This is a genomic window from Kribbella sp. NPDC051952 (assembly GCF_040680855.1).
In the GTDB taxonomy this organism is placed as follows: domain Bacteria; phylum Actinomycetota; class Actinomycetes; order Propionibacteriales; family Kribbellaceae; genus Kribbella.
In genome coordinates this window covers 474,692-489,377 of the sequence record NZ_JBFAXQ010000002.1, presented here as the reverse complement: position 1 = coordinate 489,377, position 14,686 = coordinate 474,692, and the positions used below count along the sequence as shown (strand labels likewise).

13 protein-coding genes are annotated in these 14,686 nt (G+C 64.2%); 7 read left to right on the top strand and 6 right to left on the bottom strand.

The features are described 5' to 3' along the window. Window positions 1-247 precede the first annotated feature (247 nt). The 5 genes from AB0L70_RS06955 to AB0L70_RS06935 all read left to right on the top strand — a co-directional run bounded on the left by AB0L70_RS06955 (window position 248) and on the right by AB0L70_RS06935 (window position 5,723). Window positions 248-979: a hypothetical protein gene (locus AB0L70_RS06955; RefSeq protein WP_363680866.1), complete on the top strand. Its 732-nt coding sequence runs from the start codon at window positions 248-250 to the stop codon at window positions 977-979. Between the two features lie 556 nt (window positions 980-1,535). Next, the gene (locus AB0L70_RS06950; protein WP_363680864.1) at window positions 1,536-2,024 is read left to right on the top strand and encodes a hypothetical protein; all 489 of its coding nucleotides are present in this window, start codon (window positions 1,536-1,538) and stop codon (window positions 2,022-2,024) included. 8 nt (window positions 2,025-2,032) lie between these two features. Further along, complete coding sequence (locus AB0L70_RS06945; protein ID WP_363680862.1) at window positions 2,033-2,629, top strand: hypothetical protein; 597 nt, start codon at window positions 2,033-2,035, stop codon at window positions 2,627-2,629. Window positions 2,630-3,009: 380 nt separating this feature from the next. Next, window positions 3,010-3,387 (top strand): hypothetical protein, encoded by a 378-nt coding sequence (locus AB0L70_RS06940; RefSeq protein ID WP_363680860.1) that lies wholly within the window; start codon window positions 3,010-3,012, stop codon window positions 3,385-3,387. Then, on the top strand, window positions 3,384-5,723 hold the full coding sequence (locus AB0L70_RS06935; RefSeq protein ID WP_363680858.1) for a CHAT domain-containing protein: 2,340 nt from the start codon (window positions 3,384-3,386) through the stop codon (window positions 5,721-5,723). The genes AB0L70_RS06940 and AB0L70_RS06935 overlap by 4 nt, the downstream gene beginning before the upstream one ends. Window positions 5,724-6,162: 439 nt before the next feature. Here AB0L70_RS06935 and AB0L70_RS06930 read toward each other — a convergent pair whose 3' ends face one another. From AB0L70_RS06930 to AB0L70_RS06910, 5 genes are all read right to left on the bottom strand, one after another. Beyond that, entirely contained in the window at window positions 6,163-6,474 is a 312-nt protein-coding gene (locus tag AB0L70_RS06930; protein WP_363680856.1) for a hypothetical protein, read from the bottom strand. A gap of 580 nt (window positions 6,475-7,054) precedes the next feature. Then, a complete protein-coding gene (locus tag AB0L70_RS06925) occupies window positions 7,055-7,429 on the bottom strand; it encodes a hypothetical protein (protein WP_363680854.1) in 375 nt (124 codons plus the stop codon). Window positions 7,430-7,477: 48 nt separating this feature from the next. Further along, window positions 7,478-7,759 (bottom strand): Lrp/AsnC ligand binding domain-containing protein, encoded by a 282-nt coding sequence (locus tag AB0L70_RS06920; RefSeq protein ID WP_363680852.1) that lies wholly within the window; start codon window positions 7,757-7,759, stop codon window positions 7,478-7,480. Then, window positions 7,756-8,712, bottom strand: coding sequence for an HNH endonuclease signature motif containing protein (locus AB0L70_RS06915; RefSeq protein ID WP_363680850.1), 957 nt, complete (start codon window positions 8,710-8,712; stop codon window positions 7,756-7,758). The genes AB0L70_RS06920 and AB0L70_RS06915 overlap by 4 nt, the downstream gene beginning before the upstream one ends. 575 nt (window positions 8,713-9,287) lie before the next feature. Then, on the bottom strand, window positions 9,288-9,827 hold the full coding sequence (locus AB0L70_RS06910) for a methyltransferase domain-containing protein (protein WP_363680848.1): 540 nt from the start codon (window positions 9,825-9,827) through the stop codon (window positions 9,288-9,290). Here AB0L70_RS06910 and AB0L70_RS06905 point away from each other — a divergent pair. After that, complete coding sequence (locus tag AB0L70_RS06905; RefSeq protein ID WP_363680846.1) at window positions 9,733-10,167, top strand: recombinase zinc beta ribbon domain-containing protein; 435 nt, start codon at window positions 9,733-9,735, stop codon at window positions 10,165-10,167. The genes AB0L70_RS06910 and AB0L70_RS06905 overlap by 95 nt on opposite strands. 254 nt (window positions 10,168-10,421) lie before the next feature. Here the strand turns inward: AB0L70_RS06905 and AB0L70_RS06900 are convergent, their stop codons facing one another. Further along, window positions 10,422-13,745, bottom strand: a complete 3,324-nt coding sequence (locus AB0L70_RS06900; protein ID WP_363680844.1) for a hypothetical protein — start codon at window positions 13,743-13,745, stop codon at window positions 10,422-10,424. A gap of 277 nt (window positions 13,746-14,022) precedes the next feature. On the opposite strand from AB0L70_RS06900, the gene AB0L70_RS06895 reads away from it, so the two are divergent. Continuing rightward, window positions 14,023-14,682 (top strand): hypothetical protein, encoded by a 660-nt coding sequence (locus tag AB0L70_RS06895; protein ID WP_363680842.1) that lies wholly within the window; start codon window positions 14,023-14,025, stop codon window positions 14,680-14,682. Window positions 14,683-14,686: the final 4 nt, after the last annotated feature.

Sequence of the window (14,686 nt, the reverse complement as noted above, 5' to 3'; positions counted from 1 at the left end):
CGGTGATCGGGTCGAGCGGGCATGACCTCACCACTCAAGACCTGCCTTCGCTCCGGACTGATACCGGTTGTGCGCAACCGGGTCGGCCGCGCACAACTCCCGGTCTCCGAGCGACCGAGACCCCTACGGTGACCCGGGGGAGAGTTGTCGCTGACTGCTTCGCCCACTCTTGACGCGCTGAAATGGAGTTGGAATTGACGTAGTGGTTGGCTTCGTCGTCGCTTGGGCAGCCGGTAAAGCCCGCCGAGTGCTGAAGATCGTCGACGGTTTGACCGACAACGCGCTGGACGCGGCCGGCGAACGGATCTGGAACGTGGTGGAGCCCAAGTTGGGTCTCGATCCGGCGATCCAGCGGCTCACTGCTGAGGCGCGCACAACCGGCGCGGCGACGAGCGAGATTCGCGCCGCCGCAGCGCAGAGTCTTGCGACCGCGGCGGCGGCCGACCCGCAGTTTAGAGCCGCGCTCCAGGCCGCGATGCCGTCGCTCGAGCACTCTGCTCCTGCATCGCGGAACATCGGTGTCTCCATGGGCAACGCGAACACGATCCATGGCGGCGTCAAGGTCGACCAGAGTCAGAAGATCATCAACAAGATCCGGCAAAACCCCTTCTACGCGGTGCTGGCGGTGGTGGCCCTTGTGCTCGCGGCCTGGGGACTCTGGTCAACCCTCGGTGGCCCTCCCAAGGCCGACGCGAGCACGGTAGTAGGAAACTGGACGGCTTCCGACGGCACCGGCGCCAAGTCCTTCAGCTCTGACGGACAGTGCGACGGCGTCTTCTACAACCAGGGCAAGCCGCTCGACATCGGCGGGCCGATGACCTGCGCCCTCTCGGAGAAGCCGGACAGCAACGGTCTCTACACCCTCCGGGTGACCCAGAGCATGAACAGCGCCACCTACCAACTCCGCTTCGACACGACCGACCACGTTACGGTTTTCGACTCGTCCGGCCGGAAACTGTACGAGCTCGACCGCTTCTGACAGCCGGCGCCATTGCGGCGACATGACAGATGACAACGTCGTCCAGGCCATGTAACCGTGACTGATCGGGCGCGCCGGGGGCGGCTGTCGCGTTGCGGTCAGCATCGGGAGCTGCTGTCGTTGAGGTATGCGGATTCGGCACTGGCTGGCATGGACGCTCCGCACCTGCCGCCGACTGGACCCCGATCGACGATTCAGGAGCCGGACGTCGCTTGCCCGGGCGTGGCCGGACGGTGAGCACACCAGTCCTGTTCACGTCTCGACGATTCAGCGATGGGAGACCGGGCACCTGCCGGTTCCACGGGAGGCGCTCGTACGGTACGAGCAACTGCTGGGGCTGCAGACCGGTCGCCTGACCACAGTGTCGGACTTTATCGGGAGCCTTACGCCTCAACCCCGCGCGCTGGTCTCCGGAAGCGATCTGCAGCAGTTACCGGACGACAGCCGCCGCGTCGGCGAACTGCTTGATCGGACAACGACCGACGCCGTCGTGTCTGGAAGCGAGTGGGATGAGCTGACCCATATCTTGATGCGTTGGCCCGCAACCATGCCGCCGATGACGATGTGGGAAGCGACGGCCCAGCGCCTACTGCTCGAGCTGCTGGCCGCCGATGGCATCGCCTGGGCTCAGCGCTACGAGGCGTTCGCCAGACTGGTCAACCATCCAGCCGGCGGTGCCCCGACGATCGACGCCTGCGCGTCGGCTGCGGCTCTTCGCCACCATCAGGCGATGGCGTCGACGGTTGCCGCGCTGGGCAGCAGCGATCACCACGACTCGATCAGGGCCATGGTCGGTCAAGTCCACAACCCCACCAACGATCGTGCACTCGACGGGGCGATCACCGGCCTCGCAGAAGCGGTATGGCGTGGGCGACTGCAGGCAGCACAGCGAGTACGAGCGATGGACGCGCTCCGGCCACTGTCCGGATCCGGTGACGAGCTGGACTCTCGGTCGACCCGGATCCTGCGCAGACTCTCTGATGGCACACACAAACCGCTGCTGCCGGATCCACTTCCTCCACCTGAAGATCCGCAGCGGAAGTAACCGATCGGGTGGTCCTCCGAACGCTCACTCAGCTCACCGACCCCGACGTCGGCGACGCCGAGGAACTGACCGAACTCGTCCACTGCCTCCTGTTCCATCCTCTCCAGGACAGTCAGCTGGCCGCCGCCTTCACAATCTCGGCCACTCCCTGCCGAACGTCGCTGGCGGCCGCTCTACGTGCGGAGCTCGTGCTGCCCAACACCTTGACCGGTTCGACGCGCTGGAGCACGACGATTCTCATGGCCCTCGGCTTCATCGGGGGCGAACCAGAGCTCCGCCTGGCCGAGCGGATCGTGTTAGCCGGTGGCATACCAACCGAAACCAAGCGCGTTGCCGCGTCCGCACTCGCTCACCTCGGCACCGGCACCCCGACCGAGTGGTGGCATGGTGCGATCAACCAACGGCTGAGCATCCTGACCGCGAACCCCGACCGCGAGGACGATGTCGAGATCCTACGCAGTCTGATCTACAGCGCCGCGACCATCGGCCGTCGTGAAGCACTCGAACAGCTCCGCTCCGACCCGCGCACCACGCTCGACCCCCGCGCAGCAGCTACCTGGTGGTTGGCTCTGCCCAACCATCTCCTTATCAGCGTCAGGACCTAGGCCGCGTCACGGGGGAGCAGTGCATAGTTCGTGACACGCCTCGCGGACTATGTCCATCGTCGCGCCAACCGTTGTGGGGGATGGATGATTGCCAGATATTGTCTGCTTACACGGGCTGGACGGGTGAGTTTGTGCTGAGGCAGCAACTGGCACTCCGGACCGGAGCGCGGATATTCGGCGACCAATCAAGGTTCTGTGCTCGTGCAGTTCGCGGGCTCCGTCGGAGGGGGGCCATCGCATGCACGCCTGCAACCTCGCCGAAGCCGCGGGACGAGGGATCGTCTCGCGCCCCATCGTTGCAGCTCTGGAAGTAGTAAGGCGCGGCCAATGAGTTGTAACGGCCTGGCCAGTTGTACCGATGGGCTCTGTGGGGTGGGTTGATGGCTGTTGTCCTGTTGCAGGTGCCTGAGTTCGCGGCCGAGGAATTGATTGCGGCCAAGCTGGCCGTACGTTCACCAGGAACGCGTAATGGTCCAGAAGCTGCAATGCTGATAGTGACCGCGCTGGGGGCAGTCGCGAACACGGTCGCGATCATCACGTCGGTCGATTCGCTCGGTGAGCTTGTCCGTCGCCTGAGGCGACAGGGCGAACCCGAGGAGCCGGCCGACGGTCGGCGAGGAGTCACAATCGAGGTCACGAGGCCGGATTCGACGAAGATTCAGATCACCATCAAGGGCGGATCTGAGGCAGCGATCGCAGCTGCAACGAAGGAACTAGCGGCGCAATTTGCTCAGCCGGACGAGGAACCGCACTCATGAGCTTCGGCGAGACCTCTCGACGCCTCCGGGCGTACTGGCTGTTCTACAACGCGGTCAAGGATCGCGACCGCAACCGGTACGACCAATGCTGGGAACGCCTGGTGCGTGGTCAGGAGCAGCTGGGGACGCTCCCCGATTCTCCGCGCCTCCGGCGTGATCTCGGTACGTCGTACCAGTTGGCGGCTGAGATCAAACTGGCGACCGGAAACCTCGAGGAGGGCCTCGGCTTCTACGCGAAGGCCGAGGAGCTACTGAGTGCGGACGAATCGTCAAAGCGTGCTCTCGGCAGATGTCTCGCCGACTTGTCGGTGGTAATGAACGACAACAACTTCAAGGCTCCTGCGCTGGACTACGCTCATCGGGCTTTGGAGCTCCTCCGACCGTACGGCGGGACCTACGTCGCCGACCTCGAACGGTTCATCGGCGGCCTTTCGCTGGGAAGCGAACGGTCTGGGGCTGAGCTGCAGGATGACATCGACCGCCTGCGGCAAGACCTGCGACTGCATGCCCGTGACATGGGGGTGCGATTCGAGCTGAGTGTCGGACTGACGGTCGAGCTGCTGAACCTTGAGACGCCGGCGATCGACCCTCAGGAGCTGCACGATCTGCTCCACTTCACGTACGAATCCAGCGTGAGATCACTGCATCTCGCCGAGCGCCTACACGTGCTGGGTGCATTCACCGACATGTACTGGCAGTCGGTGCCGATGCCACGCTGGGCAGAACTAGCTGCCCGCCAGACCGTGGAGGCTGCGGAAGGCGAAGGCGGGTTGCAGGGGATTGCTCGAGCGCACTCCATTATGGCGTTTGCTCTCGCAGCAGCGCGGAAGGATGAGGCGGCACTCGACGAAGCTCTCCTCGCTGTAGCCCGACACGACGAACTAGCCTTGGCGACCCGTTCATCTATGTTGCGCACGCAGACCAGTCGGGAAGCCGGACTTGCGCGCGAGCTCGCGTTGTCCTTGGCAATCCGCGGCGGCCACAATGACCTCGTCGCGGAGCTCATCGAGGCCGCGCGATTGCAGGTGCTGCCGCTGGTTGACGGGCATTCCGAGTACTTGGGTGCATCGCTTGCCGGCTACGCGGGGTCTGCGGTCAGAAGCGCGTTGGATCGAGTTCGGCCGGTCACAGTGAATGGTCGCTCGCGGCTGGCGACGTACTACACGCCATCGTCAGCAGGACCTCCCGTCGCACTGGAGTCTGCCATCGATCAGGTCGGTGGACCCGGGGCGTGCTGGTGGGGAGTGTGGGTCAACAGCGGCGTCGTCTACTGGGCACTGCGCAGCGAACAGGTATGGGAATCCGGAACTGTCGACGTCTCGGTAGACTCACCGTCCCACGCCGTGTGGGCGCAGGCTCTGGAATCGTCACACCACAACTCGGACGCGGATCTGCTCGAGATCTTGATCGGTGCGTGGTGTCGCAGCTACGAGTCCGAGGAAGCGCTATCGATGGCGCTCGGCGACCTCTTCGTGCCGGAGACATTGCAAATGCGCCTCGCCGAGCGACTCGGGAGCACGGTAGGCCCCTTGTCCGTGGTCATGGCGGGCAACCTGTTCGCGATGATTCCCGCGGCCATGCTCGGTCTGCGCGCCCCGAGCGCGCCGGGCCGCCGCGCGAGGCTTCTCGAAGCGGCCGTTGTTCGGTACGCGCCACCCGCGGTCCTTGTAGAGCATGTTGCTCAGCATCCGCTGCACTACTCGGAAGCACGATCTGTCGTCGCCTGTCTTGATCCGAGGAGCGACCTGACGTTCAGCCGCACCGTTCCCGAAGGCGCGGCACATACCCTTTCTGGACCTGCCGCATCCGTGAGTGGTGTATCGGTGATGCTCGCTGCCGGGCGGCCTTCGGTACCGGCGGTGTTCTACTACTCGGGTCATGCGGTACAGGAAGGCCTCGGCGGCGACATCGAGGACGGCCTGGCGCTATCCGACGGCATTCTCTACGCGCGAAACTTCTTCGCGGCCACGGATCAAGGTCAGCCGGCCCTGCCAGTTCCGGATCGAGCGGTCCTCGCAGCATGTGCGTCGTCGGGGTCTGGAGGGGCAGGCTCGGGGGAGTGGCTCGGGCTTGCAGCCAGCCTCCTGTGGGCAGGCGGTCGGCAGGTTGTGGCCACCAACTGGAGTGTTTGGGACACGCCGTTCACGGAGAAGTTCGATCAACGCCTCGTGGAGGCGATGCGGACGGCTCCGAGCGTTGCGCTTGCGCTCAGGAATCTTCAACTGGAGTTCCTGGCCGAATGGCGCGAAAGCACAGCGGGCATCTTCGGCCTTCCCGATACCGATGCTCCGTTCCCGCTCACCTGGGCGGCGTACTGCTGTTGCGGCGTCTACTGACGGAACAGATCGCCGAAAAGGCCGGGCTCGCCAGATTCTGTAGGTAATCGGCGGTCAAGCTCAGACGCGATCGCGGCGTTGATCCACAGATCGCCGCGAGCCGGCCGACTCGCTCGACCAATCGGCGATCGGGCGCTTCTCGTCATCGGTGATCTCCTGCTGCTGCTGCCGATCGAGGGCGACTTCGCGTGCGCCGCCGCGACTTCACTGTCGACAACCACCGCATCTCTGCTCCCGAATCGGATTCCTCAGCTGCGGCCATTGAGGGTGCTCGGCGGCCATCACCTGAGTTCACCGTGTCGGTCGGTCGGATGTGGCTGTCATCTGATCTCCTGCGACCAGTGACGAGTGGTCATTGACTGCTGAAGTTGGAAGGGCGAGATATCCCACGGAAAGGCCCGCGTTGGTTGGTCTGCTGAGGGGAGTGCAGGTGGCTTGGTCAAGAGTTGAGCCGAGTCGGGTCCTCTTGGACGAGGCCCTCGAGTCTTCGGAGGGTGTTGGGTAGATCGGACGGGTCCAGCCGGAGTGCAGCTTCGAGGTCCATGAGGTGGGCGCGGAGCTCGATGTCGTTGACTGTGGTCGCGTTGTCCATGAGCCATCGCAGGTCCTTCAGGATCTGCGAGCCTGGGTCTATGGGCCGGATGTATGCCTGGCCGGGTGCGATCTGGTGAAGAATCCGATCCAGGCCGTCGTGTCCTCTCAGCGAGACCTCATCCGCGGCCGTCGTGCTGATGAGGTCAAGCGCCAGCACGCGGGCGATGATGGAGAGCCACTTCGCGACCTGTCGTCGTACTGACAGCGTTTCTGCGGCGAGGAGTTGTCGTGGGCCAGCCGGATCCTGTCCGTCGCTGGGGAACTCAACGGATCTCAGGATTCACGGCCGTCACTCGACTCGGCGGCGCGACGTATCCAGGCTGTCAAGCGCTCGTAGGATGTGTTCGCGGCGCCCTCGTATTCCGGGTACGTGACTCCACGTTTGACGAGGCGCTGACCTGCTCTCTTCAGTCGAGCCGTCAGTCCATGCTTGCGCGCGGCAACGGTGTTCGATTCAGCAGTTCGCAGAACTCGTCTGCCGCCTGGGCCACCGACTCAGACGATGGAGCCGCCTCCGCTCATCGCTCGGACCACAATGCGACCCGAGCTCGCCAGACGTGACGCGCCCATACCATCAATCGAGTGATTAGTTGGTTGAGCTCGTCTGTCAGTCCGCCATTCCTCTTATGTGCTAGGCATCGCATTCCACCCGCATCTTGCTTCTCGCTCTTTAGGGATCCACCGTCAGACCAGGGGTTCGTCGGGAGGGACGTTGTGTAGAGACGGGACAGCGTTGCTCAGCCGGGAAACTCGAGTCCATCGGCGATGCTCCGTATCTCTTCCGCGCTGGGACCGCATGCATTCGCTGTGATGACGAGGAGGAACTCGTCACCGGCGATGATGACCGAAAGCTGTCGCTCGGTGTCGGCGTACCAGACGGGCAGTCCGTTGACCTGGGCATCCGGCTCGGTGCCTGGCCGGTGTCCGGGCGACTCGAATGCGATGGTCAGGGCTGACTGGTCCCGCTCGGTTCGGTAAACGGCGAAGTGATCGGTGGCCGCTGTGCGCCGGTTGGCTCCGGAGGTGCCGGCGGTTCTCGCCACAGATGCCAGGACGAGTCCCGTCGGCAGATACCCCAACCGGTACGGCGCGGGTAATCCGGCGTCGGCCATGGAGCCCAATCCGGCCGACGACTTGTCGGCCTCCGCTCAATTGACGCGTCAGAGCCTCGATGTGCTGCCTTCGGCGGTGAGGATCTTCATCGTGACGTAGCTGGTGACGGTCGCGACGGCGGGGAGGGCGGCGAGCTGGTTGGCGTGGAATTCCTCGTACGCCGGGAGGTCGGCGACCTCGATCTGCAGCACGTAGTCGTAGTTGCCGGTGACGTGGTGGCAGTACGTGACCTCGGGCAGCCGCACGATCGCGCGTTCGAACGCGGCCAAGTCGGCGCGGGCGTGCCGTACGAGCCGGACGCCGGCCAGGACTCGCAGTGGCGGAATCAAGCTGGATACCACCGCTCATACAGCAGACGAGGAGAGAGGACCTGAGAACTCTTCTCGCTGTTGCACACGTGGCACAGGAGTTGGATGTTGGTGACGTCATTGAGGCCACCTTCGGCGAGGGGGACCATGTGATCGTATTCTGCCCTCCTGATCGGCGTGCGTAGGTTTCCCAATTCTGACTGGCAGGTCGCGCATCGACCCCGCTCTCGGAACTCCACTGTTCTCTTGACCCACTCAGGGATACCGGTTCGTTTCAGGCGGGAATTCCCTTCTTCCCGGCAGGTGAAGATGCTTTCCGGGTCGACCTCTTCGGGTCCACTGAATGAATGATGGTTGAGAACGTATCCAGCCATCATCTGGTTGAAATCGAATAGAAACGAACGGTTCGCGAACAGAACATAGAAGACTTCCTCAGCGAGACGATCGCACAGCTCTTCGAGCGCACCGGTCAGCAGTAGGTCATCGAAGTATTCGTCGTACTCATTGGGGAGGTTCTCGTACTCTGGGCATCCGTCGCAAGCAGACTGTCTCGAGTGATGGAGGTGGCGTTGGAACCCTGGCCGCAACGCGGGCCATCCTTGGGTGGATCGAAATTCCACAAAGGTCGTGTACGGGAACTTCAGCGCTTCAAAGGCATTTTCTACAGGAAGTACATGCATTTCATGATCGTAGAGTGGTGCGCCTTCGAAGACCTGTGAACGACTTGGCGTGAGTGTTAGCGGGCTGAGTAGATGGCCGTTGAAAACACGACTAATGATAATGGACGTGAATTTATGTAGCGCACTAAACTTGCGGAACGGTTCGCAAAAGTATTCGACGTTGTCGCCCGGCAAGATCTCGGCCAGAGAGTTGATATAGGCAATGGGTTCACGCGAGATAGCGTCCACGATGCGGGCGTAGTGGTACGTGTCGTAATGCTGAAGCTCAATCAGATCTTTGAAGTCCTTGGGCATGCACTCACTCCGGCGGTCAGACCTACTCGTCGGGCCAGATGTTGACCCAATTGGACCGGCTGCCCAGGACTTGCGGCAACTCAGCGCCTTGAGTTGTACGCGATTCGCAACAGTTGGCTCCAGTCGGGTCGGCATCAGCGCTGGGGTATGCCAGAACGCATCGCTCGCTCGGCAGGCCGTCACGACGATCGTGGAATTTCGTATACGAAACCCGTCTGCAACCGAACCGCGGCTCGCCGACGAGGTCCCCGGAGTCGCCGAGCTCGTCATCGTGTGGAGGGGGAAATGGCCGGCGGTCCACCTGGCTTGGACGCGCTCCAGGTTCTCCCACAGTCGCCGTGGGCCACTCTGATGAACGGTCTTGCTTCCGCTGTCGGCGCGTACCCAGGGTCCGTCGGCTGCTAGGAGCCACAGGAGTTGGCTGCCGTCCTCGCGGGTGGCGGATCGGTTCTCGATGTCGGAACTATCGAGCTCGTACAGGCATCGCAAGCTGCCAGTCGTCCCACAGGTCCGGCAATAGGCCCCGCTAGTTGGTGGGTCTCGTCGCCTGGCTGGTCCCGGGCGGTGCGTAGACATCATCGAGCCGAGCTGGGTAGTCGGTGTCGCGGCGGGTGCGCATGAAGGTGGCCGGATCGGGCTGGACGCGGCCGCGGACGATTCCGTCGGACGTGTTTCTCGGCGGCGATGAGGAGTGAGGTGCCGATGATTGTGGTGACGAGCCTCCCGCCGGGGCGGAGAGCCTCGAGCCATGCCGGCGGGATGGGACGGACGGAGACGGTCGCAACGATCCGGTCGTAGCTCATATCCGGCAGCGCGCCGGTGGCGTCTGCGACCTCGAGGCGCGGTGTTCGGCCGAAGTCGGCGAGGCATTCGCGGACGGCGTCGACGAGGTAGGGATCTACGTCAATGCTGGTCACCTGCTTGTCGTCGAGGCGATGTGCGAGGAGAGCGGCGGAGTAGCCGGAGCCGGTGCCGGCGTCCAGCACCTGGTCCTGCTCGTCCGGGTCGAGGAGGTGGAGCATGCGCACGATCAGGCCGGGCAGGGTCGAGGACGACGTCGGGAGACCTGCCGGACGATCCGATGGGTCAGCACCATCGGTGTGCAGTGCGCCCACGCGGGTTCAGTTGGAGATCCGTGCTCGTCGAGGCGCGGACATGGCGGCCCGGGCGTCCCAGCCGCGGACCCGGGTCGGGCAGAAGGCGTCATACCTCTTTCGAGGAGCGATTTGCTGTGCAACGTGTGGGCGGAAGATGGAGGGCGCGCGACGCAAGCATGCCGTGTTCTACAGGTGTGCGGCGAGGACTCTGATCCCGGGATCGAGCGCGGCATTGTGCCATCCGCCGACCGTTCACGTCCGAGAGGATCAGCTCTCCGGCGGCGTGAATGGGTGGATAGCCGGCCTCTTCAGCCTGACGATCTTGATGAGACTGTTGCAGTCCAATGGAGTCGACTGAGAGAGTCTTCCGGGAACGGATCGCTGCAGCGGAAGCGAATGTGACTCAACTCCAGCGGGCGCTGGAGGCTGGTTGGGATCCCGAGACGCTCACTAGCCAATACAGCGCAGCCGTGGCCGAGAAGAAGGCGGCTCTGGCGGGACTTGATGCGCTGGAGCCTGCCGAGCGTCTGAGTCCTAAGGACATCCGCGCGATGCGTTCGCGAGGTTCTTCCAGGTGCGGTTGACGTACTGCTGCAGATCCGTTCTGTCCTGCTACTCAGCAGGACCCTCGTCGTCGGGTGGCGGCGGTGGGACCAGGGAATTGCTTACTGCTTGGCAGTAGGCTCTGATCCGCTCCGCGCTGGCGGTGGACTCGGGATGTACTGCGCTGCGGGCGGCGCGAGAGAGTTCGATGACGGCCCAATGGGTGTTCTGATCGCAGGCCATCGCTGACAGTTTCTCGTCGAACCGGGCGGGGTCGGCGATGGCGAGGAGTTCGGTCAGGGCCTCGGTGAGTTTTCGGCGCGCGAGCAGGATCTGGTCTGCGTTGTAACGGCCGAGGTCGCGGTACGCCGTGAAGCTCGCCGTGTCGAAGAACTGGTTCAGCGTCGACTCCCTGGGGTACGTCGGGTACCGCTCGTGGAATGCGAGCAGCGACGCGGGCATCTCCCTTGCCAGACCTGGTTTGGCGTACCAGATGACTCCGACCCGAGTGTTGGCGGTGAAGAGTCCGGCGCCGTGGGTGAAGAACCCGATGTTGACGGTTCGCGGCGCGTACGCCGGTACCCGCGAGCCGCTGGGAGCTGCCCGAAGGGGGTCGAGACTGATGTCGATCCGGATGTTGCACTCGCTGGGAGCGATCGCGATCGCCTTGCCGAGCGAGCTGGTCGCATCGCCCGGCCCGGAGTCGGCGTCGACGCAGATGATCTCGGTGATCTCCTCGATCCGGAGCAGCTCGACGAGTCCGGTGTTCTCCCAGTGGCCGCCGTCGGTCAAGTAGAGGTACGGATCGTCGAGGTCGTGGATCCCGAAGAACTCCTTGAATAGATAGCCGAGCCCGGTCCGTGCGTACGACAGATCGGGCTGGTTCTCCAGGTGTGCGGCCTCGAGTTGGGTGATGAAGCGCGGGTTGGGGATCCAGACACCGAGCCGGATGTTGAAGAACGTCAGCAGCATGCTGGTCGGCCCGATCCGGTACCGCCCCATCGCTGGAGAGACCGCGGCGCTGGAGATGGCGACCGCCAGCATGGTGGTGATCCGCTTGCGGAGTTTGTTGCCGAGCAGGTCGACCACCCGTGTTGACGCGGCGAACTGGAGCATCCCGCCGTATCGGTCCTGGGGCAGATGCAGGATCGTCCGGTCGGGGTCGAAGGTCACGCTGAGAGCCGGAGTGCCGTAGTGGGTCCGAACGGCACGCGAGGTGACGGTGCTCGTCGTACAGACCACGAGGGGCGTGCGCACCGCCGCGTCCTCGCGGTTGAAGGCGAACAGGCCGGGTTCGCGCTCCGACATCTTCTTCGTACCTGCGACGTTGTCGTTCAGGTAGGTGTGCACGCCGTCGTTGGAGGTTCGGTAGGTGGCATAGGCCAGGCGCAGTTTGCTCTTGTAGAAGGGCGCCAGTGACCAACTTTCCGGGCTGGGTCCCAGGAGCGCAACAGCGACAAGGACCAGTGCGGCAACCCAGTTCCAGCCGGACTGCCAGCTGAACACCTCTTTGGAGGACCAAGTCGCTCCGTACTTGGCCGCGGTCCAGATCGCCAGGGCTGCCAGACCCAGCGCGACTACGGCGAACGCAAAACCGCCCAGCATCGGCGCGAAGCGCGCCGCCGGCTTCCGGAGAATGCGGACGACCGAGCCGATGACACCGGCGCTGGCAGCTGCACTGGCGATCAGCGTCGGCAGGGACAGATACGCGACCGCGCCGACCAGTTCAACCAGGCCCCACAGGACGACAGCGAGCAGCGCGCCCACAGCCAGGCCGCCGTACGCCGCTCGCTTCAGCGTCTGCAGCGCGAAGCGCGCCCATGGCTGGTCCTGAGCGGGTCGCAGGAGAAGCCGGCCGGCCAGCACCCACAACATCAGGGCGGCGAATCCGGCGACGAGGAAAATGATCCCTGGCAGCGCGAGCGAGTGTTGCTTCACGAGCTGGTGCATCGCGCCCCTTTGGAGGGTACCGTCCTGGTCCGAGAGGCTGCGCAGCGCCCAGCCGACGGGTCGGGTGATTGCCCAGAGCAAGCTCGCCAGCACCACAGCATTGACGGTCAGCCCGGCGATGACCGTCGCGAAGACCGCAGGCTGGTACGACGCTTTGCGAGAACTCTGCTGGCCCTTGGGACCGGCGTTCCGGGTGGCATCTGTAGCGGCCGGGTCCGTGTCGGATCCCCGCGGCTGGTTCGACGCGAGGTAACCAAGATTGTCGGCCAGATGGCGCTCCTCAGGAGTCGGTAATCCGTCGGCCTGTAACACCCAGGGAGTTGGAGCCAGCGCATCAGGCTGCACCCGGGCGCCGTTCCCTCCGTCACCCGTCTGGTAGCTCGATCGCGAGATGCTCCAGCCAGCCGCCATGTTTGCCCCGCCCGACACCGCGGTGACGGCGCGCGCCGTCGGCCAGCCGAGATCGGTGTCGTCGAGCACCTGGAGCGCGCCGAGACTGATCGACGACGCCCGGATACCTCCGCCGGACAGAGCAATGCCGTGCCGTCCGGGGCCTGCCGAGGGCTCGGCGCGCTCCGTCTGCGTGCCTCCCGCGGCGGGCCCAACCTTCGCTGATGGCGAGACCGCAGTCGCATCTCCCGTTTCACGGGCATACTTGGGCAGCGCCCACGCGGCGATCCGCACCCAGCGCGGCGTTGACCACCAGGCGAACGCGCCGGCAATGGTGTAGACGATGGCGACGAGCAACAAGGCGAACTTGGCCCACGCGCAGACCGCGACGAACTGCCACGCCCGGTTCGTCGGTCCCGCAGTCAGCATGAGGATGTTCTCGATCACGTCGAGGAGGCCGGCGACGGCGACCGCGCTGACGACAGAGGGCCGGGCTCGGCGCAGCGTGGGCAGCCGGAAGTAGGCGCCTGCCCAGAACGACAACAGACTGAGCAGGATCACGTAAGAGGCGATGAACCAGAAGTCTTGGCGGACGGCTGCCGACAAGGCGTCGTCGCAATCGCACGCGATCCACGCTTTGTTGCTACCGGCAAGCTCAAGTTCGACGATCGACCTCGCCTGGCCCTTGAGACTTGCGGCGTCGCCGAAGTGCGCGGTCACCAGCGCGATCAAGGCCAGCGCGGGCCAGCGCAGCTCGACCAGCCAGCTCGGCAATCGCGACGAGATTCGCGCCGCCCATGCCGGGAACTTGTAGCCCTGGGTGCGAGCGGTCCCGACCAACGCAGCCAGGCCCAGTATGACGGCAAGCACGAGCAGTGCGACCCAGACCGCTTGCGGAACGCCGTCGTCTCCGAGACGGCCGCGGAGCAGTACTGCGAGCGCCGCGACGACGCAGACACCCAGGACGAGCGCTACCACCCGCCACCGGTAATGAAAGGAGACCTTCGTGCCCTTCTTGAGCCCGTCGGTCGGTGGCTCGAGGAGACTCCCCATCTGCCGCACCCCCATCCGTCAGCACCCATGCCCGCCGTGGTGATCCTTCTCGCCTATAAGAGCCGCGAGCGGAGACGATTGATACGCCCCTGCGCCGGTCGCGTGGAAGGTTCCGCTGCGGTTGTGGTTGCGGCACACTAGCGGCAGGGGAGTTCGTGGATTGCGGTGGCGCATTCACGCGGGCTCGGGATGGGGGGATTTGATGTCGGCGAAGCAGTACAACGAGCTCGTGAAGAGCACGACGGGATTTCGGGGTGCATATCCCCTTGTGGTTCCGGTGAAGGTCGGCGACTACTTCGAGCTGAGCAAGCAGGGCGTGATGGTTCATCTGGGCAACGTTTTCAACTGGCCTGGATGGAAGGATGCGATACCGGTCGACAAGGACAAGATCAAGGGATCCGAGACCTACTACGCCGGGTGTGTGCGAGAGAAGGCGGCCGAGGGCGGTGCCGGGGTGAATACTCCCGTCGGCCTTGGCGCGGAGGCGACGGTGTCGTTGTCCTTTTCGCGAGTCGGAGGTTTTGCGCTGTCCTACGAGGCCGGCTGGCGACACAAGGTCCGTGAGGTGCCGGAGGTTCAGGGCCGGATCGTGGCGCTCGCGAAGAAGGAACAGTGGCAGGAGGAGTGGGTTCTCGTCACCGAGGTGATCGAGGCCACGGCCGCGACGCTCGTGGTGTCCGCAGCGAAGTCGTCCAAGTTCTCGCTGCACGCCAATGCAACGTTGCCGTGGGCATTGGAGAAGGTTGGCATCTCGGATCCTGAACTGGGATGGACCGCGTCGAGTTGGCAGGGATCCGGTTTCAGTTCGCTGTGCAAGCCAGGAACTCCGCTGTACCACTGTGTGAAGGTGAAAAAGACCCTGTTCGGGCGCTTCAAGTCGCAGACCCTGGGACCCGACGACTTTGATGAGGTTTTCACGGATGATCCGTACGGCTGACGCG